This is a genomic window from Flavobacteriaceae bacterium (assembly GCA_014075215.1).
Lineage (GTDB): Bacteria > Bacteroidota > Bacteroidia > Flavobacteriales > Flavobacteriaceae > Polaribacter.
In genome coordinates, this window is the sequence record CP046177.1 from 943,421 (window position 1) to 962,392 (window position 18,972).

General features: G+C 34.1%; 23 protein-coding genes. 8 read left to right on the top strand and 15 right to left on the bottom strand.

The genetic code is table 11. From position 1 onward, the window contains the following. Position 1: 1 nt before the first annotated feature. Positions 2-355 (bottom strand): transposase, encoded by a 354-nt coding sequence (locus tag GKR88_04785; protein ID QMU63665.1) that lies wholly within the window; start codon positions 353-355, stop codon positions 2-4. A gap of 348 nt (positions 356-703) precedes the next feature. After that, positions 704-1,321: a DUF1684 domain-containing protein gene (locus GKR88_04790; protein QMU63666.1), complete on the bottom strand. Its 618-nt coding sequence runs from the start codon at positions 1,319-1,321 to the stop codon at positions 704-706. Between the two features lie 270 nt (positions 1,322-1,591). Between GKR88_04790 and GKR88_04795 the strand changes: the two genes are divergently transcribed. Next, positions 1,592-2,800, top strand: coding sequence for an MFS transporter (locus GKR88_04795; GenBank protein ID QMU63667.1), 1,209 nt, complete (start codon positions 1,592-1,594; stop codon positions 2,798-2,800). A gap of 538 nt (positions 2,801-3,338) precedes the next feature. On the opposite strand, the gene GKR88_04800 is transcribed toward GKR88_04795, so the two are convergent. The 4 genes from GKR88_04800 to GKR88_04815 form a co-directional block, all read right to left on the bottom strand. After that, the gene (locus tag GKR88_04800) at positions 3,339-4,373 is read right to left on the bottom strand and encodes an IS1595 family transposase (protein ID QMU63668.1); all 1,035 of its coding nucleotides are present in this window, start codon (positions 4,371-4,373) and stop codon (positions 3,339-3,341) included. Between the two features lie 436 nt (positions 4,374-4,809). After that, the gene (locus GKR88_04805; protein QMU63669.1) at positions 4,810-5,199 is read right to left on the bottom strand and encodes a hypothetical protein; all 390 of its coding nucleotides are present in this window, start codon (positions 5,197-5,199) and stop codon (positions 4,810-4,812) included. A 6-nt stretch (positions 5,200-5,205) separates the two neighbouring features. Next, positions 5,206-6,390 carry a hypothetical protein gene (locus GKR88_04810; protein ID QMU63670.1) on the bottom strand — a complete coding sequence of 395 codons (1,185 nt, stop codon included), beginning with the start codon at positions 6,388-6,390 and terminating at the stop codon, positions 5,206-5,208. Beyond that, a complete protein-coding gene (locus GKR88_04815; protein ID QMU63671.1) occupies positions 6,371-6,844 on the bottom strand; it encodes a hypothetical protein in 474 nt (157 codons plus the stop codon). Before GKR88_04815 ends, GKR88_04810 begins: the two co-directional genes overlap by 20 nt. Positions 6,845-7,281: 437 nt before the next feature. Between GKR88_04815 and GKR88_04820 the strand changes: the two genes are divergently transcribed. After that, the gene (locus GKR88_04820; protein QMU63672.1) at positions 7,282-7,581 is read left to right on the top strand and encodes a transposase; all 300 of its coding nucleotides are present in this window, start codon (positions 7,282-7,284) and stop codon (positions 7,579-7,581) included. Between the two features lie 41 nt (positions 7,582-7,622). Continuing rightward, positions 7,623-7,967, top strand: a complete 345-nt coding sequence (locus GKR88_04825) for an IS3 family transposase (GenBank protein ID QMU63673.1) — start codon at positions 7,623-7,625, stop codon at positions 7,965-7,967. A 25-nt stretch (positions 7,968-7,992) separates the two neighbouring features. Here GKR88_04825 and GKR88_04830 read toward each other — a convergent pair whose 3' ends face one another. Next, a complete protein-coding gene (locus GKR88_04830; protein QMU63674.1) occupies positions 7,993-8,988 on the bottom strand; it encodes a transposase in 996 nt (331 codons plus the stop codon). A gap of 314 nt (positions 8,989-9,302) precedes the next feature. On the opposite strand from GKR88_04830, the gene GKR88_04835 reads away from it, so the two are divergent. Then, on the top strand, positions 9,303-9,779 hold the full coding sequence (locus GKR88_04835) for an IS3 family transposase (GenBank protein ID QMU63675.1): 477 nt from the start codon (positions 9,303-9,305) through the stop codon (positions 9,777-9,779). A gap of 40 nt (positions 9,780-9,819) precedes the next feature. On the opposite strand, the gene GKR88_04840 is transcribed toward GKR88_04835, so the two are convergent. The 5 genes from GKR88_04840 to GKR88_04860 all read right to left on the bottom strand — a co-directional run bounded on the left by GKR88_04840 (position 9,820) and on the right by GKR88_04860 (position 13,706). Beyond that, positions 9,820-10,260, bottom strand: a complete 441-nt coding sequence (locus GKR88_04840; protein QMU63676.1) for a hypothetical protein — start codon at positions 10,258-10,260, stop codon at positions 9,820-9,822. 6 nt (positions 10,261-10,266) lie between these two features. Then, complete coding sequence (locus tag GKR88_04845) at positions 10,267-12,183, bottom strand: CocE/NonD family hydrolase (GenBank protein ID QMU63677.1); 1,917 nt, start codon at positions 12,181-12,183, stop codon at positions 10,267-10,269. Between the two features lie 117 nt (positions 12,184-12,300). Beyond that, positions 12,301-12,567: a DUF1295 domain-containing protein gene (locus tag GKR88_04850; protein ID QMU66644.1), complete on the bottom strand. Its 267-nt coding sequence runs from the start codon at positions 12,565-12,567 to the stop codon at positions 12,301-12,303. A 124-nt stretch (positions 12,568-12,691) separates the two neighbouring features. After that, on the bottom strand, positions 12,692-13,036 hold the full coding sequence (locus GKR88_04855; GenBank protein ID QMU63678.1) for a hypothetical protein: 345 nt from the start codon (positions 13,034-13,036) through the stop codon (positions 12,692-12,694). A 130-nt stretch (positions 13,037-13,166) separates the two neighbouring features. Then, positions 13,167-13,706 (bottom strand): sigma-70 family RNA polymerase sigma factor, encoded by a 540-nt coding sequence (locus GKR88_04860; protein QMU63679.1) that lies wholly within the window; start codon positions 13,704-13,706, stop codon positions 13,167-13,169. 305 nt (positions 13,707-14,011) lie between these two features. Between GKR88_04860 and GKR88_04865 the strand changes: the two genes are divergently transcribed. The 3 genes from GKR88_04865 to GKR88_04875 all read left to right on the top strand — a co-directional run bounded on the left by GKR88_04865 (position 14,012) and on the right by GKR88_04875 (position 15,806). Further along, entirely contained in the window at positions 14,012-14,515 is a 504-nt protein-coding gene (locus GKR88_04865; protein ID QMU63680.1) for a transcriptional regulator, read from the top strand. A 215-nt stretch (positions 14,516-14,730) separates the two neighbouring features. Continuing rightward, entirely contained in the window at positions 14,731-14,913 is a 183-nt protein-coding gene (locus tag GKR88_04870) for a hypothetical protein (protein ID QMU63681.1), read from the top strand. Further along, on the top strand, positions 14,910-15,806 hold the full coding sequence (locus tag GKR88_04875) for a TIGR01777 family protein (protein QMU63682.1): 897 nt from the start codon (positions 14,910-14,912) through the stop codon (positions 15,804-15,806). The genes GKR88_04870 and GKR88_04875 overlap by 4 nt, the downstream gene beginning before the upstream one ends. Before the next feature lie 408 nt (positions 15,807-16,214). On the opposite strand, the gene GKR88_04880 is transcribed toward GKR88_04875, so the two are convergent. Next, a complete protein-coding gene (locus GKR88_04880) occupies positions 16,215-16,421 on the bottom strand; it encodes a type I addiction module toxin, SymE family (protein QMU63683.1) in 207 nt (68 codons plus the stop codon). A 145-nt stretch (positions 16,422-16,566) separates the two neighbouring features. On the opposite strand from GKR88_04880, the gene GKR88_04885 reads away from it, so the two are divergent. After that, positions 16,567-16,776: a helix-turn-helix domain-containing protein gene (locus GKR88_04885; protein QMU63684.1), complete on the top strand. Its 210-nt coding sequence runs from the start codon at positions 16,567-16,569 to the stop codon at positions 16,774-16,776. A 25-nt stretch (positions 16,777-16,801) separates the two neighbouring features. Here the strand turns inward: GKR88_04885 and GKR88_04890 are convergent, their stop codons facing one another. Together GKR88_04890 and GKR88_04895 are read right to left on the bottom strand one after the other, a co-directional pair. Further along, positions 16,802-17,533: a hypothetical protein gene (locus GKR88_04890; GenBank protein ID QMU63685.1), complete on the bottom strand. Its 732-nt coding sequence runs from the start codon at positions 17,531-17,533 to the stop codon at positions 16,802-16,804. A 174-nt stretch (positions 17,534-17,707) separates the two neighbouring features. Next, positions 17,708-18,955 (bottom strand): competence/damage-inducible protein A, encoded by a 1,248-nt coding sequence (locus GKR88_04895; GenBank protein QMU63686.1) that lies wholly within the window; start codon positions 18,953-18,955, stop codon positions 17,708-17,710. Positions 18,956-18,972 lie beyond the last annotated feature (17 nt).

The window sequence follows — 18,972 nt, forward strand, 5'->3', positions numbered from 1 at the left end:
CTCAGTATCGACTAATCTCTTTTAAAAAAGCAGCAAACTCACCTGTCATGCGAGTTCCCTGAGCTACTAGATTCCAATCTCTTTGAATGATTTGCCTAGTCTCTTTATCTAACCATCTACGTCGCCTTACGTGAAGATACACAGTGTTTCCACGCAAAGGAAAGTCTTCAATAGTAATCTCTTTGTGGAAACCATGAGCAATTACATTAGGATTTATGACTTCTTTAGGAACAACATTACGCTCTTCAAAATACAAATGAAGTTCCTCATTTCGATGAGTGTGTCTTACCAAATCAAAATGTTCTACGAGCATCTCAGGTAAGATGAATTTTAAAAGGTCTAAGGATAATTCCAATCTCTGTTTTTTTTTACAAAGATCAAAACTTTAATTCAATCCACACAAAACTTTTGACCCTGATCCCTAATTGCTTCGTTTCACTCGCAAAGACACACTTCATTCAATCTTCAATTAACAATTAATCTTCATCTGAACTCACACACAACTTTTGTGACTGATCCCAAAAAAGTTCGACGCCCGAAGAAAATTTTAAACCGGAATAACCTGTTGGTTTTGAGGATTTAAAATTTTCGAGAAGGAAGAAATTTGAAGCCAAATCAATTTCAATACGGAATATATCACTATTTTGCAAAGGTCTCCGGTACTAATACCAGTAATTTCAAGTGATAAATGGTATAAATCTACCTATTTGTCTTTTTTAAAGACCTTTACTCCTGCTTTAATAGCAATACCCAAATGATTTTTTCTTGGAGTAAGCGGACAGGAATAGTTTTCGTTGTACGCACAATATGGATTATAAGTATTGTTAAAATTAAGAACAACAGTACCATCTTCATTTATAGTACTTAAAAAAACATCCATATAACGACCACCTCCATACGATTCTTCACCACTGGTGCCATCTGTAAAAGGTAAAAACAGATAATCCCGATACTTCGGATCACTGAGTTCGTCCTGATTTTGATACAGTGTTAACTGAAATGTTCTTCCTTTCAGAGAAAAGTGTAAAATTCCATATTCCCTATACAAAGGCTTCCAATCTGTTGTAGTAGGCATTTCAAAAACGGGAGTATCGGGAGTCAGGGTTAGCTTTGCCGTAACTATAAAAGAAGAATCTACAGGAAAGAAATCCAGCCCTTTAAAACTTTTTAAATCTTTCTTTTTTAATGGTGACCTCGTAACGTCTTTATATTGAGCATTTAACTCGCGCTGATATTCGGTTTCTCCTGCTACAGGCTTTTTGTCCTGTGAATTGCAGGAGATAAAAATGAATAAAATTAAAATGGTAATGCGTTTTTCCACTTTTGGGAAATTTTGTTCTAAGATACAAGAAAGAAGATCATTTTTTGGTTTTTGTGTCAGAAATTTGTGTAGTTTTACAACATCAACAAAACAAATTATGAGAATTGTCAATAAAACATATACTTGCAAACAATGGATTTTAGGTATCCATAGCCATAACCGGGCATTGTATGTGTTTTTATGATATATAAATAAAACGAATCAATACAAAAAGTCCGGCTGTTTAGCCGGATTTTTTATTTTAAAGCAATCCTTAACTAACTTAAAACAATGAAAAAGTTATATGTTAACTATTTAGGTACGTTTAAAGGGCTTTCCGTAGAAGTTTGGTGGCTCTCACTGATCACGTTCATCAATAGAGCGGGAACTATGGTCATTCCTTTTTTAACATTGTATTTAACTAAAGATTTAGGTTTTACGGAAGAAAATGTAGGTTGGATCATGTCTTGTTTTGGACTGGGATCGGTTTTGGGTTCCTGGTTAGGTGGAAAATTAACTGACAGTATCGGCTACTATAAAGTGATGAGCATAAGCTTATTCCTGACAGGAGTTTTGTTTATTGCATTGCAATATGTAACTACGCTAGCGGGTTTTTGTGTAGGTATCTTCTTGGTGATGCTGGTTGCTGATACCTTCAGGCCCGCTATGTTTGTAGCTTTAAGTGCCTATAGCAAACCGGAAAACAAAACCCGATCGGTGACACTCATCCGACTGGCAATCAACCTGGGATTTTCTGCCGGCCCGGCTGTTGGTGGCTTTATCATCACATCCATCGGATATTACGGCCTTTTTTGGGTCGATGGTATTACATGTTTGATGGCAGTCGTACTATTAATACAAGTATTAAACCCTAAAAAAGCACGCATTCTGGATGAAGTGAAAGTAGAAAACCCGGTTTCCATATACAAAGACAGGCCGTTCTGGATTTTCTTTATCGCCATGTTTTTATTTGGATTCGTGTTTCTACAATATTTCTCAACGATGCCCCTGTATTACAGGGATGTATACCATTTGACAGAATTGGAAATAGGTTTGCTTTTCGGAATGAACGGATTTCTCATTTTTTTATTGGAAATGCCACTGATCAAATGGCTTGAAAATACCCGATATTCAAAACCCTTCCTTATACTTATCGGATTTCTGTTAACTGCATTCAGCTTTTGGGTACTCATTACAGGATTTTGGGTAGGTATTCTGATTATTGCTATGTTATTGGCAACCGTAGGAGAGATGATCGCATTTCCGTTTTCAAATGCTTTTGTAATAGACAGAGCTAAAAAAGGAAACCAGGGAGAATACATGGCTTTTTATACCATTTCATTTTCCATTGCCCATGTTTTCGGGCATAACTCGGGAATGCAACTGATAGCTAAAATAGGCTTTGACAATACCTGGACAGTCATTACTATTTTGTCATTCGTAGGTATTTTTTGTTTGATGTTGTTAATACAATTTTTGAAAAAAGAAAAACAAAAATAACGGGCCGAAATCAAATTACAAAAAAAGGAGTTCGGTTTAGCCTTTTACCAACAACCTATTATGGAAAAGTTCACTTATTGTCTCTCTACAAAATGTTTAAAATTAACCAGCCATTTTTGTACCTGCTTTTTAAAAAAAGAAGGAAATAAAAGAGCTGTGACGGGCTCTTTATTCTATAAAATTACTACAATTTTTAATACTGCTTTTCTCATCATCTTTAAATCATTAAAAAAGGGTAGTATATTAGAATTGTATTACCCCTGAATTTTATTGTTTAGTGAAATGCATATAACTAATTTTAGGTTTAAGAACTGTTAATGTCATTTTATCATCTCCAAGGCTATTTATCTCATATTCTATGGCCTCTCCCGGATCATATACATAACTACTTACGGCAACTAATTTAAGAAAGGTAAGTTCTAGCCCGCTTGTAGAAAAACTATTACGAATCGAGTAAGTGAATTCTTGCGTAGGTTCTCCGGTATAATATTTATAACAAGTACCATTACTTTCAAATTTAATTTTATAAGGCTCTAGTTTAAAATTGCGTTGATATTAATTTTTGATACTTCAATCCAATATTTTGATATTTTTGATACGCATTAATATGTTCTGACACTTTATTTACAAAGGCATTGAGTTTATCGTTTCTATATTTTAATTTTTCTTTGATGCGATACCAGTTCAAATATTGTTGCAAGTATTTGGTAGATACTCCCCAAAACTTGTTATCTATCCATTTCTTAACTCTGTTATGAGTTGAGTTGACATGTTGTATATGATACACTTTGTTTTTGACACGTTGTTTTATGACGCCTTTTAGAGTGTGATGCTCTATTTTATTGTCTATTGCAAATCCTTTGTAGCTTAGATGTGTGTCCCTACATAAAATGGCTTTACTTGCCTTTATTCTGCTGCCAATAGCATTTACAATATCTATTTTCTTTAATCTTCCCATAGTGGCTACAGTAATATCTGGATTAGATGTTCTATCTTGGGTTACAATAACAGCTACTTGATCATTACTGATGCCTTTGGTTTTAGAGCTACCACCACGTTTTCTTGATTCCCGATGATTTACTGGTCGCCCTTTTTCTGAATTTAAAAAGAAGGTCTCATCACTTTCTGTAATGCCTGTAAAATCATCTTTATCGTTTTCTGATAATGGGACTAATATCTTATGAGGCCAGTCAAAAGCCGTTTTCTTGTTTATCGATAAGGCTACTTTTATCTTATCTAAGCTCTTTTCTTCTAGCATTAATTTAAGGTAGTCATCAATCTTGTCCTTATGTTGCAAACCTGCCATCCAAGTACCTGTGTATTCTGTAAAACTGCGTTTGCAGGATTTACACTTATAGCGCTGAGAGCCTTTGTCAATACCAAATTTTACATACTTTGGATGCGAGCAATGGGCGCAACAACCTAACTTATTGTCTAATAAAAAACGCCTAGATTCTTGGCTTCTTACCGTTGGAACTGAATCTTTTGGTGATGTTGACAATTCTTTTAACAATTCCTGCCTTTCAGATGGGGAAAGCATGGAAATTCCTCGCTTTATTTCTTGTAAATTCATGTATTAAATATACAAATAATAGCTGTTATTAACTAGAGCCAATCTCGCTTATAATCGTTGGGGTTTGCTTTTGTGGAATCTGCCGTAGGACTGGCAATAGTATTAAAGTATCTTTCCCAATAATCCTTTTTTCCCAACTTGGCCCACCTGTAATTCAAATTTTCTTCAAAAGCTTCAAACTCATCTTTTCCTGCGAGAGCAAAACTACTTTCATGTCCGGCCTGTGCCAGAAAGTGTTGTAGTTTTTCTTTAGTATTAACCCCAAATCTTTCCTTTTTTCATTGGTCAATGCTAACAAAGTAGCCAAGATACATCACTAACATTTGGGGCAATTTTCTTTAAACCTTCTACAATTATCTAAGGCATATCTCTATTATCACCTTCTGTATAACAGTTACACATTTAAGGAAATGCTTTCTTTATTTATGATACAAATTTATTGTTTAGTAAATAAATGTAATTTACCATTTTCAGATGTAATTGATAGGGTAACTTCTCCATTACTGTCAGTATAAATATTATTTATAAGATCACAACTATAACCTAATCCGTCTTGTTCTTCTGATTTAATGAAATATTCATCTGTTAATGTTTCCTCTCCACAAGATGACGATATGTTATATGTGTATGTTACTATTAACTCTCCTTCATAATAATCTTTCCTTTTTCCATCATTTGTGAATGTAATTTTCCAAAGATTATCATCATTAGAAATCCAAGTTCCTACAACATCCGGTTGTTGATTATTACTAGAAAAAGACATTACTATCAAACCCAACAATAAAATCGATACTGTCGCTAATTTTATATAATTATTATTTTTCATCTTATTTTAATTTATACAGTTTATTGAATCTTTTGCTTTTTGAAATCTGGCTTTTAATCCTTTTAAAGCTCTACCATTGATTATTCTAGTGATTTTTGTTACTGTTGGATTATCAAAAGTATCTCCGTTTAAAACATATCTTTTATAGTACCAAAAAGCACTTAATATTGCTATAGTATCGTTACTTGAGACTAAATTAGGATTAGTCACGAAATCTTTATCAGGGTCATATTTATTATTATACCACGTCTTAAAAGCCGTATAGTTCTTTTCCCCTGTTAATTGTAACATTCCTCGCCCTCTATATTTGTAGCCATCACCACTAGCAACATTTCCATTACCCATTCTACAGCACATAGCTATATTTGCTACTCCGGATGAATTTCTTAAATAGTCAGGAGCATAATATAACTTAGCATTTGTACTTGCTTGAGCAGAATCCATAGTAAACTTAGTATATGTGCTTGTTAAACTACTCGCAGTTGTCCAATAGGTACTCTCTGTAACATTTAAAGTATTTAATCCACCTGTTTCATGTCCTACTTGTGCCAAAAAGTGTTGAAGTTTTTCTTTGGTATTAATTCCAAAATCTTTTCCTTTTTCATTGATTACTGCTGCCAAAGTAGCTAAGTTGCTATCACTTGCATTGGGGAAAATCTTTTTTAAATCTTCTTTGGAAGTATCGCAATCATCTAAAATACATTTTCCATTATCATCTTCTGTATAACCTGTAGGACATACACAAACACCGTCTATCATCACCTTTCCACTACCCTCAGGACATCTGGGGTCTGCCAACTCAACAGGAGCCGTAAGTGTTGTATCTCCATCACCACCGGAGCTTCCTCCGCCGCTACCTCCACCTCCAATAAGCTGATCTCCTCCGGAGCCGTCATCTCCTCCCGGCGGGTCTCCCACAGGAGGGTCCGGAACACCGTAGTTCTCACAGTGTGAAAAATCTATATATAACAGCGGACTACCGCTACAATAGGTAACCCCATCGTTTTGCAAAACCGGCCAGTGTCCGTCCGCATTGCCTCCCAGATTACATTGGCCATATACCAAAATACTTTCACAAGGACCGCTACCCGTACCACTACCACCATTCGGAAAAACCCAGTCAAAAGGATCTCTGAAAGACAGGTTGAGGCCCTCCAATCTTAGGTATTCTTCAGGAAGTGGCTTTCTCATACAATGTTTCGGAATCGGTAAGGTCAGTGAACTCATAAGAGACCAAAAAATAGGTAAACACACCATTGTGTTTTTTTACCAAAAAGTTTTCAAAATCAGAAGTTTCCAAAACAGGGCTTTCTGTCTGAAATGTCCAGGTAATGACATCGTCTATGACAATTCTGTTAATCTCATCGGTAAAAATGGTGAGGCCTGCTGCAACCTCAGTAGCACTTCTGCTGTAGATGCTTTGTGGCGAGTGCTTAGAAAATCGTCTTTCAATCAGAGGTAAAGAGGGTTTTATTTCTTTGTCTGTAAGTAGTTCCTGATAGGATATTTTGGTTAAGGAATACTTGAGTTGGTTAGAAGTAACGGTGTTTTGAGGATTCATAAAGTCTTCTCGGATACAGTTCCATAAGAACAAAGATAGGCCAAAGACCAAGACCCCGATTTTGATAAATGATACTTTTTTCATTTTCATCGTTTAAAGTTATTAAAATTAGTTAATACGCACCGGTTTTGCTGTGTTCCATATAAACCACAATTACCGGATAGTTTTTTACAGGCATTTTTTTGGAATGCCTCTGTTTCTATACCGGAACAGTAAACATTTACATACTGCCCGGTTTATGCCTTTTTTGTTTTATTCAAAAAAAGACGTTTCTAAAAATCGTGCAACGAAACAAGACGTCTGAAAAGGTATAGGGGGTATTAAAATTCAATTGGTTTCAATTTTTTTTTAATCCATAGTCCTTTTACTTTGATAATCGAAGTAAAACTTACAAAAATAATTCTTTATATCCAAATATATTGAGGAGATTTTTTTAAAGTTAGAAAGGTTGTAAAGTATGGACTTGCTACATTTAGAGTGACAAAGAGTTAAGCTAATTTTATCTAAAATAACTTAACCATATGAAACGAAGAAAATACAGTAAAGAGTTTAAAATTAAAGCAGTAGAATTAAGCAATGTACGAGGTAACACAAAGCAGATTGCCATGGAATTGGGAATCAGTGCAGATCTTATTTACAGATGGCGTAGAGAATTAGAACAGCGTCCTGATTTAGCTTTTAGCGGTAATGGCGTCAAACAACTCACAGAAGATCAGAAAGAGTTAGAGCGATTACGTAAACAGCTCAAGGATGTTACCATGGAGCGGGATATCTTAAAAAATGCCGTGAGCATCTTCTCCAAGAGCGATCGGAAGTATTGAAATTTATCAAAGATTACAGTAGAGAATATCCGGTTGGGAAGATGTGTAAAATTTTTAAAATTAGTAGAAACAGTTATTACAGGAGTAAGAATTATGTTCCATCAGATAGAGATGGAAAAAATCGTATGCTACTCTCTGAGATTCACCGTATCTGTGAGCGAAGTAAATCTACTTATGGAAGTCCTAGAATTACAGAGGAACTCAAAGCTAAAGGGTTTAAAGTATCTAGGTCTAGGGTAGCACGATTGATGAAAAAACACGGGATTAAAGCAGTTCGTAAAAAGAAATTTGTTGTCACGACAGATTCTAAGCATCAATATCCAGTAGCTGATAATGTATTGGATAGAGATTTTAAAGCTACCGTATTCTATGATAAAAACAAGTAAAAGTTGAGATATTATTTTTACTAATTTATGCAGCAAATTTAAAAGTATCTACATAGGGTGTTTGTCGTTTGACAACGGCAAACACTCTTGCTATTAATTTGTTTCTAATAATGTTAACGGTACTCATTTTACTTTTGCCTTGTTTTATTCTTTTATGATAGTATAATTTCATTTCTGGGTTATGTTGTATAGCAGAAATAGCGCACATATTAATAATTGCTTTCAATTTTTTATTAGCCAAATGAGAGACTTTTGTACGTCCTTTAATACTAGTTCCAGATTGGTAAGGAAAAGGAGCAACACCACAATAAGAGGCAAACTTTCTCCAGTTTTCAAATTTTGAAAAATTGTCAGTAAACACAATCATCATTATAGCAGTTTGCATTCCTATACCTTTAACACTAGTAACAAGTTTATAGGTTTCTTTTAACATTATATTTTGGTCAATAATAGCTTGCATTTGAGTATTAATCTTGTGTATTTGTTTGGTTAGTTCTGCAATCATTTTTTGTTGAACGTCAAAGATTATTTTATACTCTTTTGCTTTATAAATTCTTTTTTGTTCTTTCAAAGTAACTTTAAAACCAGCTCTTTGTTTGTTAAGTTTTGTCCTTAAAGATAAGAGACTTTTTAGTTGTAATATACTTCTTTTAGGTAGCTTACTGGGTTTAAGTTCTTCTTTTAATCGATACCCATATAGAGCAATGCGTTTGGCATCAATTTGGTCATCCTTTCCACGAGCAATACCAATAGATCTTTTAATTTCTAAACCAGAAGCTATGAAAAAAGATAATTTTTGTTCAGTTAAAGACACAGATAATAAATGAGAGTACATTCCTGTATGTTCAAATACAAACATGGTTTCTTCTTTAGAGAAAGACGAATTTTTAAAACTCCACTTTAGCATTAATTTAAATCCAGATTTACTGTTCTCAAACTGTTGAACAATTTGTTTAGAATAGATACAAACATCAATTAATAATTTACTGACATCGATTCCGATAATTTCATTTGTTTTCATAATTTTGTAATTAGATATTAATAATAGTTACTTAAACTAAGACCTTTAATAAGGGCAGAAACTGAAATTCTATATGGTTCTAAGTAACTTTTAAAAAGAACGGAGACTAATACGGGGGATGGCTCTAAAAAGCTAGCTGGCCGCTAAAGTTCACTCCGTTCTTTTGTGTTTTTGGTTATCAACAAAATAAGAGTTATTAACAAAGAAAAAAAGAAGCAAAAAAAGAAATTTCATCATAACTATTATGTTTTTATTTTAAGTAATTATTTCTATTTGCTAATCTAAAGGCTGCTGCACAGAAATGGGTTTCTGATATTACCTATTTAAAGCCTGCACAAGGATGGCTGTACTTAACGGTAATTATTGACCTGTTTGATCGTAAAGTCATTGGTTGGTCTTTGAGCAATGGACTCAAAGCAAGACAAACTATCATTGCTGCATGGAGAATGGCTGTAAACAACAGAATGCCTTGTGAAGGTATGATTTTTCATTCTGATCGAGGTGTACAATACGCATCTCATGCGTTTGTTAATATCCTTAAAAGTTATCATGTAACACCCAGTATGAGTAGAAAAGGAAACTGTTGGGATAATGCAGTAGCTGAATCTTTTTTTAAAACAATCAAAACAGAACTAATGATAGACAATAAGTTTATATCCAACAAAAGTCTTCAAATTAAAGTCTTTGAATACATAGAAACTTGGTACAACAGATACAGAAGACATTCTGCTCTTGGTTACAAAAATATCATCGAATTTGAAAAATTATATCAAATCAAAAATGTAGCTTAACTTTTTGTACCATTTTTTGTTGCATATCCAGTAAGTTCACTTATTGCCTCTCTACAAAATGTTTAAAATTAACCAGCCATTTTTGTACCTGCTTTTTTAAAAAAAAAGGAAATAAAAAAGCTGTGACTTTTATAATAATTCCTTTGAACTTTGTATAATGAATTTCAGCATCGTATCGGGTTTCATTAGCACTTACCACAGTAAAAGTACTTTTCATGGTATTTTCCGTATGCGTGTGATAATACGCTGCGAGAAACTCACCAGGCAAGTCGTTCTTTAAAACAGTTTCTGTTAATTCCATTTTCCGCTTACCACTCTGATAATACAATTTGGAAACCGCATTTACCTCCCATGCATTTCCGGATATCAGTTCTTTTTTTTGAAACCCTTCTTGGTATTCTTTTAAATATTCAGGCTTTACGAAAAAGTCAGCAACTACCTGTTGAGGTTTATGAATGTGAACAGTACAAGTGAATTTCATAATGGTTTATTTTAAAACAGAAAACTCAATACTGGAATCGGTAAACACGGTATGTGTTTGTGCTTTAAAATCTGCTTCCTCGGCTTTAAAAATATTAGCTACATACGTCTGGGGATTCAAATCAATCAGCGGAAACCACATACTTTGTACCTGAATCTGTAATTTATGCCCTTTTTTAAAAGTGTGGAAAACATCTTGAAACGTAATAGTTACATCGGTTTTTTTGTTAGGAACAAAGGGTTCCGGATGGCTAAAACTATTTCTAAAACGACCACGTATTACTTCACTCCTCACCATCAAATGATAGTTGCTCATTTTTAAATGCTTCTGCATACTCTTGTTTTTTTCGTCGTTCTTGGCGTCGGCAGGATGTACATCGATTACTTTTACAATCCAATCTGCCGCAGTGCCGGTAGTAGCAACTTTCAACTTGGCCGTAATAGCTCCTGCTAAAGTCATATCTTCTTCCAAAATGTCCGTTTCAAAAACCAAAACGTCCGGCCTTCTGGCAGCAAAGCGCTGATCGTCAGTCATATATTTTCTGGGAGTAAAAACCGTTTTAATATCTTCGGAGTAGGGGACAGGCCTTTTTACATCGCTGATAAATGATATTTTTCGAATAAGCTTTTCATTCTTTCTTAATTTTTGACCTTTAGCTAAATAAAAAGACTCCTTTATAACATTTTTAGGAGGCCAGCTGTCAAACTCGCACCACTCTTTTTTTCCGGAATCAAAAACATAAGCTTCGGGCAACCCGGAGTTTTTATCGCCGGTTCCTTTTAGGAAATGATTAAAAAACCGGGTTTCAATCTTATCTTGAAAAAATTCGGAAATAGAGTCGCCAAAATAGTAGTTTCCAACAATATTTTGCCCGCGCCTTCTTGCCCAAGATCCATGATCCCAAGGGCCAAAAACTATTGTGTTGTAGTTATCTTTACCATGTTTTTCAATTCCTTTATAGGTTTCCAGCGGGCCATATAAATCCTCGGCATCAAACCACCCGCCGACAATCATTGTAGCAACAGAAGACGGGACTTTGTTCATGTGTTGGATGATTCCCTTGCTTTGCCAAACAGTATCATAATTCGGATGTTCGATGATCTCTTTCCAAAAGAAATCATCAATTCTATCGGGATTTTTCAGAGTGGTATTATCCAATTGGTCGTACCGAAAATAGTTGTTTAAATTCTTCAATGGACCTTTGTCCAAAAAGAACTGATATTGATCCTGTGTATTCATTTTCGGAAAAGAATACCAAGCCGTATCCGTAGGCGTATCTTTATAGGTTCCAAATAAAGAGATTGCTCTAAAATAACTCAATAAAAAAGCACCGTTATGATGAAAATCGTCAAAAAAGAAATCTCCGATACAAGCTTGAGGTGAGGCAGCTTTTAATGCCGGATGTGCATCAATTGCAGAAACCGTTGCATAGTATCCGGGATAAGAAATACCCCAGGTGCCTACTTTTCCGTTATTGTTCTCCACATTATTTACCAACCATTCTATGGTATCATAGGTATCGGAAGCCTCATCCGTATCTTGGTCCGATTTTTTATTGGGAATATAAGCCCTCATATTGTCATAAACCCCTTCACTCATCCAACGGCCTCGAACATCCTGGTATACAATAATGTTTCTTTCTTTCATTAAGTTGACATTCGGGCCAATACTCATTCGCATTTTTCCTTCTCCGTATGGACGAGAACTATATGGCGTTCTCTGTAGTAAAATAGGATATTTTTTGCTTTTATCTTTCGGAGTATAAATGGTGGTATGCAATTTTATACCATCTCGCATAGCAATAGCAACTTCCTGCTTAGTATAATGTTCTTCTACAAACGTGGCTTTCGTCGGCTTTTCGGATGTACAGCCGGAAAAAGCAATTGTTACAAACAAAAGCAAGTATATCGTGTATTTTTTCATAATGATTCAATTGAATTGGAGGTAAAAATACAAAATAAACGGGAAGAAATTTGAAGTCAAATCAATTCAAATACGGAATATATCACTATTTTGCAAATGTCTCCTCCTATAATTTTTTTATATGAATCTTCTCGTTTTTTGTTGGTATTCAATATACACTTTACCGTGTTGATCCTTCAAAAATTCCTCTTCAAGACGTATCTGAATTTGAATCAAAATATAGCTAACCACACAGAATAACAGAGTTACCGTATTCGGAGTAACCATTACCAGACATATCATACTTACTATCATCCCTAAAAAAACCGGGTTTCTGGAAATTCTAAACAAGCCGTTAGTAATCACAGTCTGGTTTTCATATAATGAGACCTTTGCAAAATTGATTTGGCAAAAAAGTTCGACGCCCGAAGAACATTTTCAACCGGAATAACCTGTTGGTTTTGAGGATTTAAAATTTTCGAGAAGAAAGAAATTTGAAGCCAAATCAATTTTAATACGGAATATATCACTATTTTGCAAAGGCCTCATAATTATCAATACCTGTTCTCCATGAATTTTTCATGGTATATTGTGCAATTACAATCCACATAAAAGAGATTATTGAAAAAAAGATACCAATAATTTTTAAAATGCGAAATTTTAAAAATGGAATGGGTAAAAAATAATCATGAAATGCCGGAACTAATGAAAATAGTAAAGCATATATAAACAGTCCTGCCATTATAATTTTAAAATAATTTCCTATTAACCCATGTATACCGTCACCTCTTTCAGTTAATACAAAAGGATTTTTATTGATTTTTTTTGCAGTAATGATGCTTTTTAGGACAAAAGTAATGGCAAAATATACCACAAATAAATGGGGAGGCCTATTCTTATAATGAACTCATTTAAACTTTTTGGATGTAAGCGAACATTAGAAGTTTTTAGCAAATTGAAAAAGTTTAAATGAGTTCAATTTCTGACATCTTTTGTTTGTGTTATTATTTGCAGATTTTACAATTCGCTTTTTCCTGCATTTCTCCTACTAAATACCCCTGATCATTCAATGTAAACCCACAACAATTTATAAACCCTTGTGCAATTAGCTTTCTGGCACGTTGTATTTGTGATTTTGCAGCGGGAACAGAAAGCTTTAATTGTTTTGCAACTTCAGATTGTCTCATCCCTTTGATATCAGATAAAAAAAGAGGATCACGATACTTTTTGGGCAGCCCTTTCAGAATACCCCGTAAGCAATCTTTTTCCGTATGATAATCTTGTTCAATTTCTGTTTCCGATTTCAGAAGATAAGTTTCAAAAGTCTGATTGGATTTCTTAAAATAATCTATAACAGTATTGCGGGCAATAGTAAAAATCCACGCTTTCAATTTATTGATATTTTTAAGCGTATGCAGTTTGGTATGGATTTTTAAAAAAGTATCCTGAACAATATCGTCAGCAATGGCTTTATCTTTTACTTTACTGATTATAAAATATTTTATATCATTAGCATATGTTGTCCAAACTTCCTGAGTCGTCATATATCAACGTTTTGTGTTATAGAGTACAGTCAAGAGCTTGTAGTTATCAACTGTACTCATTCTAATATGATTAGTTAACCATTACAACAGGAACATGTACAGTTTTCACATGTACAATCAGTACAATCCCCATTTAAACATCCTACACAGGCACAAGTACATTGGTTTTTATTTGTTTTCATGATATATTAGTTTTTACATTCACTAATGAGACATAAAAGATATTGAAAAAGATGCAAGTAATATAAAATATTTTATTTTCAATAATTTTTGAAATTATTAAAATAAATTTGTATATTTGTTATATGAATTTACAAGAAGCAAAGTTAAAATACATTCAAACCTGGGGTGGTTTAGCTACGAGTTGGGGAATTAACAGAACTATGGCACAAGTTCACGCGCTGTTATTAATTTCCGAAAAGCCTTTATCTACTGAAAATATCATGGACGAATTAAAAATTTCCAGAGGAAATGTGAATATGAATGTACGGGCTTTGATCGACTGGGGAATTGTTCAAAAAGAATATATAGTGGGAGAACGAAAGGAATTCTTTGGCGCGGAAAAAGATATTTGGGAACTCTTCAAGCAAATTACCAAAGAACGTAAAAAAAGAGAAATAGAACCCGTATTAAAGACATTGGACGAATTACAGCAAATTAAAGACAATTCGGAAGAAGCAAAAGAGTTTAAAAAAGTTTTAAATGACCTTTCGGGAGTAACCAACAAAATAAACGGAATTTTGGAGAGCGTTATCAGAGCTGATGAACATTGGTTGTTGTCAAATTTTACCAAAATCATTAAGGGATAAAATATTTCAATAATTGCTGAAAGTTTAAAATATAAAATATGAAAGCGAGAAAAATAATATACAGTATTCTCATTGTTAACCAAATAAGCTTTTTGATAACAGTATTCCTTTTTATAACCATTTGGTACGGTTTTATTGTTGAAATTTTCTTCGGTATCATTCAAGTGCTTAGCTCACTTGTTATGATTTTTTTCTGGAAAAAACTGGAAAAGAGGTTGAAAGATCAACTCACCTATTATTGGATGATGGTTTTGGTATATTTTTCTCTATGGCTGATAGATTGGAACTTTTTAAATGAAATATTCCTGATTGTTGTGGGAATTGTTGTTGTTCCAATGACAATAGCCGGTTATCTCATCTATATAATAAGTTCCATTAAAAAATCACTAAAGGCATGAAAATAGTAATCGCAGGAGGAACAGGCTATTTGGGTACATTATTAACTACTCATTTTTTAAAAGATGTTAAGAATACCGTTTTTATTCTTAGTCGGAAACAAAAATTAAATCGGGGAAATCTTCAGTATTTGCAATGGGATGGAAAAACAGAAGGGTATTGGAGTTCTTTCCTGGAAAATACGGATGTTTTAATTAACCTGGCAGGCAAATCTGTTAATTGCAGATATACAAAAGAAAATAAAGCAGCAATTTATAAAAGCAGAATAGAAAGTACTCATATTTTGTGTAGGGTGGTTCAAAAATTGAAACATCCGCCAAAGATTTTTATACAATCTTCATCGGCAACTATTTACCGTCATTCGGAAGACAGGTTAATGACTGAAGAGAGAGGTGAAATAGGAGTTGATTTCTCTATGGATGTTTGCAAAAAGTGGGAAATGATTTTTAATTCACATGATTTGCCGAAAACAAAGAAAATTATCACGAGAACCGCTATTGTACTAGGAAATAAAGGAGGAGCATTCCCCATCATGAAAAGATTGACAAAATTCGGTTTTGGAGGAAAACAAGGCTCCGGAAAACAATTTATCAGTTGGATTTCGGAAGAAGATTATATTCGTTCAATGGTTTATTTAATTAACGGGGAAAAAGGAATCTATAATCTGTGCGCTCCAAACCCTCTGATGAATAAAACGTTTCAGCAAAAATTAAGAAAAAAGCTAGGTGTTTTTTTAGGCCTTCATATTCCAAAATGGTGTTTAAAATTAGGTGCTAAAGTCGTTGGAACAGAATCGGAATTGCTCTTAAAAAGCAGAAGAGTATACCCTGAAAGATTATTGCGATCAGGTTTTAGATTTGTGACGGATAATTTTGATGCGCTTACAGTAAAATAGAGTTTAAAGTTTAAAAGTTTGAGGGTTTCAAGTTAAAAGTTCCAACCTCTTTAAAGTACAAACCTGACGGCAAAGGTCTCAATAATATCATTCGGGTTAAAGTAAAAGGGAAAGTTTTGCGAAAAAGAAAAGGATTTAGATACTATCCAAAAGACCTCCTTGAGATTTTTATTTCGAGGAATTCTTCTAAACCGGCTAATTATAACTAGACCAATATAGAATGTCATCTAGTTAAAGGTCTTAATTCTAGCAGCGTAAGCGGTCTTATTTTATACCAAGTTATTTTGACGACCCATGTATGGCTCCTAGTTGTGATAAAAGTACAAAAGTTTCAGTTTACCACAAAGCCAAATCACAGATTTGGCGGAACTTGCAGATAGGCAGAATCTTTCGTGAACCACTAAACAACTATGAGCTATACATCTTGTTATCGGCTTTTTCTTCATCTTCAATCAAGGTAATTATCAATTTTTTTCGCTTCCATTCCACTTTCACATGTTCCCCTTGTTTAAACCCCAACTTTTCCAACCATTTGCCTTCCGTCTTAATTTCAGGAATCCATATTTCATCATAGGTTCTTCTGCGATGTTTGGGCTGGATTTTAATTTTTTTCATTTTTTATAATTCACTCGATTTTTTTCGATTTAAGAATATTAGATTTCGTTTTACGAAAACTTATAAGCGAATATAGAAAACTTTTCTAAATTTCGGTTGATTTTGGATCAATTATATTTGCACAATACGAAACTTAGTTGATTAAATGTCAAAACAACGGTACAATAGAATAAAAATAGTTCTTGTTGAAAAAGAGCAGTCTGCAAAGTGGTTAGCAGATCAGTTGAGCAAAGACAAATCCACAGTTTCCCGTTGGTGTACTAATGATATGCAGCCGTCAATTGAAACATTTTATGAAATTGCAAAGATTTTGGATGTAGAAGTGAGAGAGTTGTTTGTGGCTTCTAAAAGCTAAATGTGTAATTTGTCTTATCTGTTTTTTAGTGAATGCACCCTAAGTACATTTCACCAAACCTACTTTTTCCTGCCTCTTCAATTTTCTTATTACAAGAATCTGAAATAAATAGTCCTTTTTTTCCAACTGTTGCAATGCAATCTAATTGACTTTTCCATTCATCTGGATGCGGAGGAGGAGTTGAAAAGAAATTGTATCTAATTCCAGCCCACATTTCAAAACCTATCTCAATATCCGTATCTGAGTCATAACCAGAATTGCCCCCTGCTTTTATTGTTTTGTTTATCAGCCCTAATGATTCTTTCATCATTATTGAGCAAGTATGTGCAACCAAATCCGCTAATTGAATCCCTTTAATTACTTTGGAATCTTGTTCAATGTTTAAGTTTACCTGCTCACGGTTTAATAATGAAAGAAGCGACTTATAATCATTATCATTTTGATTCTTATATATGCCTTCATCTAAAAATACGTTCAACGGAAATATTAATTCCTCTTGATTATTTTTAATCAGTTGAATTAGCGCTTTGCTAGTATAAGTTTTAAAGTCTGTTTCGTTTGGGGCAGTAATGACAACAGCAATTTTAATATCATTAATCAGTCTTTTTAAATATTTTCTGAGTTCTTTCTGTTCCGGATTTTGATTCATTCTTAGACGACTTTTAAATTCATCTTTCTTTGGATCCAATCCACTTGCGGATATATACTGACTAATTTCTTCATTTAAATCCCTTTCAGAATAGATGAATGCACCCATAAAGAATTCTGCTTTTGGGTGCTTAGAATCGTCATAATAAATAAATCGACTTTTATTCATTTACAGTATTGCTGATAACTTAGTTATATCTTTAATGCCAGTTGAAAAATTAGAAAGTTTGTTGAACACTTTCCAACTTTTACACTTTTCAACTTTCAAACCCCCTAACTTTTGTCAAATTATTTTTAGAATTTCTTCATGAAGCATTTCCAGTGATTTATTCACTGTTCTGCGAATTACTTTTTCTCTCGGTTGTCCAAAATTAAACTCATAAACAGTCGAACCCTGTTTCGTGGCCAGGCCGATAAACACCGTTCCAACAGGCGTGCTCGTATTATCTGTCGTTGGTCCGGCATTTCCTGTTACAGCGATGGCATAATCCGTAGCTGCTTTTTCCAGCGCATTTACAGCCATTTGCTTTGCTACTTCTTTACTCACTGCCGAATGTTTCTCAATACATTCTTTTGAAATACCCAGTATATCCTGCTTCATTTCCGCTGTATAAGTAACAAAACTTCCTTTAAAATAAGCAGATGCTCCCGGTACGGAAACAATAGTAGCGGCTAATTTTCCTCCTGTTAAGCTTTCGGCAGTACACACGGTCTTATTGTAGTTTCCAAGTAATACGCCTACTGCTTTTTCAATGGTTTCCTCTTCATTAAACCCGGTAATAATGTCCGGAATTAACAGCTCCAATTCTTGTAATTTTTCTGTCAGTACAGTCTCCAACTGTTGCTTATTAATCCCTTTGGCAGATAAACGCAATCGTACCCTGCCAAAAGAAGGTAAATAGGCTAGTTTTATAAAATCCGGCAAACTATTTTCCCAATCTTCAATACGTTCGGCTATGATACTCTCCCCCTGGCCATAAGTCATAACGGTTTTATGAATGATGAAAGGCAGCTTGAATTGTTGCTGAATTTTAGGCAATACCTCATATTTCATCAACTCTTTCATTTCATAAGGAACTCCGGGCATAGAAACAAATACCGTATCATTTTCATAAAACCACATGCCGGGAGCAGTACCAAAGCGATTCATCAGCAAAGTCGCTTTTGACGGAATCTGTGCCTGCTGCTTCTGAATCTCTTTAAAAGGATGATTTATTTTTTTGAATAGTTTTTTAATATGTGCTATTACTTCGGGGTACTCAACCATATTGTCTTCAAAATAGGCAGCGATCGTATGTTTGGTAATATCGTCTTTTGTGGGGCCTAAACCTCCTGTTATGATTACCATATCAGCTCGCTCTTCTGCCTCTTTCAGAGCATTTAATATGTGTTGCTTATCATCTTGAACGGACGATATCTGATAGACGGAAACCCCTATTTTATTCAACTCGTTGGCAATCCACTGTGAATTGGTATCAACAATCTGACCTATAAGAATCTCATCTCCAATCGTAATGATCTCTGCATTCATTTTTTTTTCGGGTTTGA

Bases quoted from the DNA above. Each gene is read 5' to 3' on its own strand.
- GKR88_04865 (QMU63680.1), top strand. From the start codon at position 14,012: ATGAATTTACAAGAAGCAAAGTTAAAATACATTCAAACCTGGGGTGGT.
- GKR88_04890 (QMU63685.1), bottom strand. From the start codon at position 17,533: ATGGGTGCATTCATCTATTCTGAAAGGGATTTAAATGAAGAAATTAGT.
- GKR88_04815 (QMU63671.1), bottom strand. From the start codon at position 6,844: ATGAAAAAAGTATCATTTATCAAAATCGGGGTCTTGGTCTTTGGCCTA.
- GKR88_04795 (QMU63667.1), top strand. From the start codon at position 1,592: ATGAAAAAGTTATATGTTAACTATTTAGGTACGTTTAAAGGGCTTTCC.
- GKR88_04825 (QMU63673.1), top strand. From the start codon at position 7,623: ATGTGTAAAATTTTTAAAATTAGTAGAAACAGTTATTACAGGAGTAAG.
- GKR88_04875 (QMU63682.1), top strand. From the start codon at position 14,910: ATGAAAATAGTAATCGCAGGAGGAACAGGCTATTTGGGTACATTATTA.
- GKR88_04830 (QMU63674.1), bottom strand. From the start codon at position 8,988: ATGAAAACAAATGAAATTATCGGAATCGATGTCAGTAAATTATTAATT.
- GKR88_04800 (QMU63668.1), bottom strand. From the start codon at position 4,373: ATGAATTTACAAGAAATAAAGCGAGGAATTTCCATGCTTTCCCCATCT.
- GKR88_04895 (QMU63686.1), bottom strand. From the start codon at position 18,955: ATGAATGCAGAGATCATTACGATTGGAGATGAGATTCTTATAGGTCAG.
- GKR88_04860 (QMU63679.1), bottom strand. From the start codon at position 13,706: ATGACGACTCAGGAAGTTTGGACAACATATGCTAATGATATAAAATAT.
- GKR88_04820 (QMU63672.1), top strand. From the start codon at position 7,282: ATGAAACGAAGAAAATACAGTAAAGAGTTTAAAATTAAAGCAGTAGAA.
- GKR88_04810 (QMU63670.1), bottom strand. From the start codon at position 6,390: ATGAGAAAGCCACTTCCTGAAGAATACCTAAGATTGGAGGGCCTCAAC.
- GKR88_04885 (QMU63684.1), top strand. From the start codon at position 16,567: ATGTCAAAACAACGGTACAATAGAATAAAAATAGTTCTTGTTGAAAAA.
- GKR88_04805 (QMU63669.1), bottom strand. From the start codon at position 5,199: ATGAAAAATAATAATTATATAAAATTAGCGACAGTATCGATTTTATTG.
- GKR88_04840 (QMU63676.1), bottom strand. From the start codon at position 10,260: ATGAAATTCACTTGTACTGTTCACATTCATAAACCTCAACAGGTAGTT.
- GKR88_04845 (QMU63677.1), bottom strand. From the start codon at position 12,183: ATGAAAAAATACACGATATACTTGCTTTTGTTTGTAACAATTGCTTTT.
- GKR88_04880 (QMU63683.1), bottom strand. From the start codon at position 16,421: ATGAAAAAAATTAAAATCCAGCCCAAACATCGCAGAAGAACCTATGAT.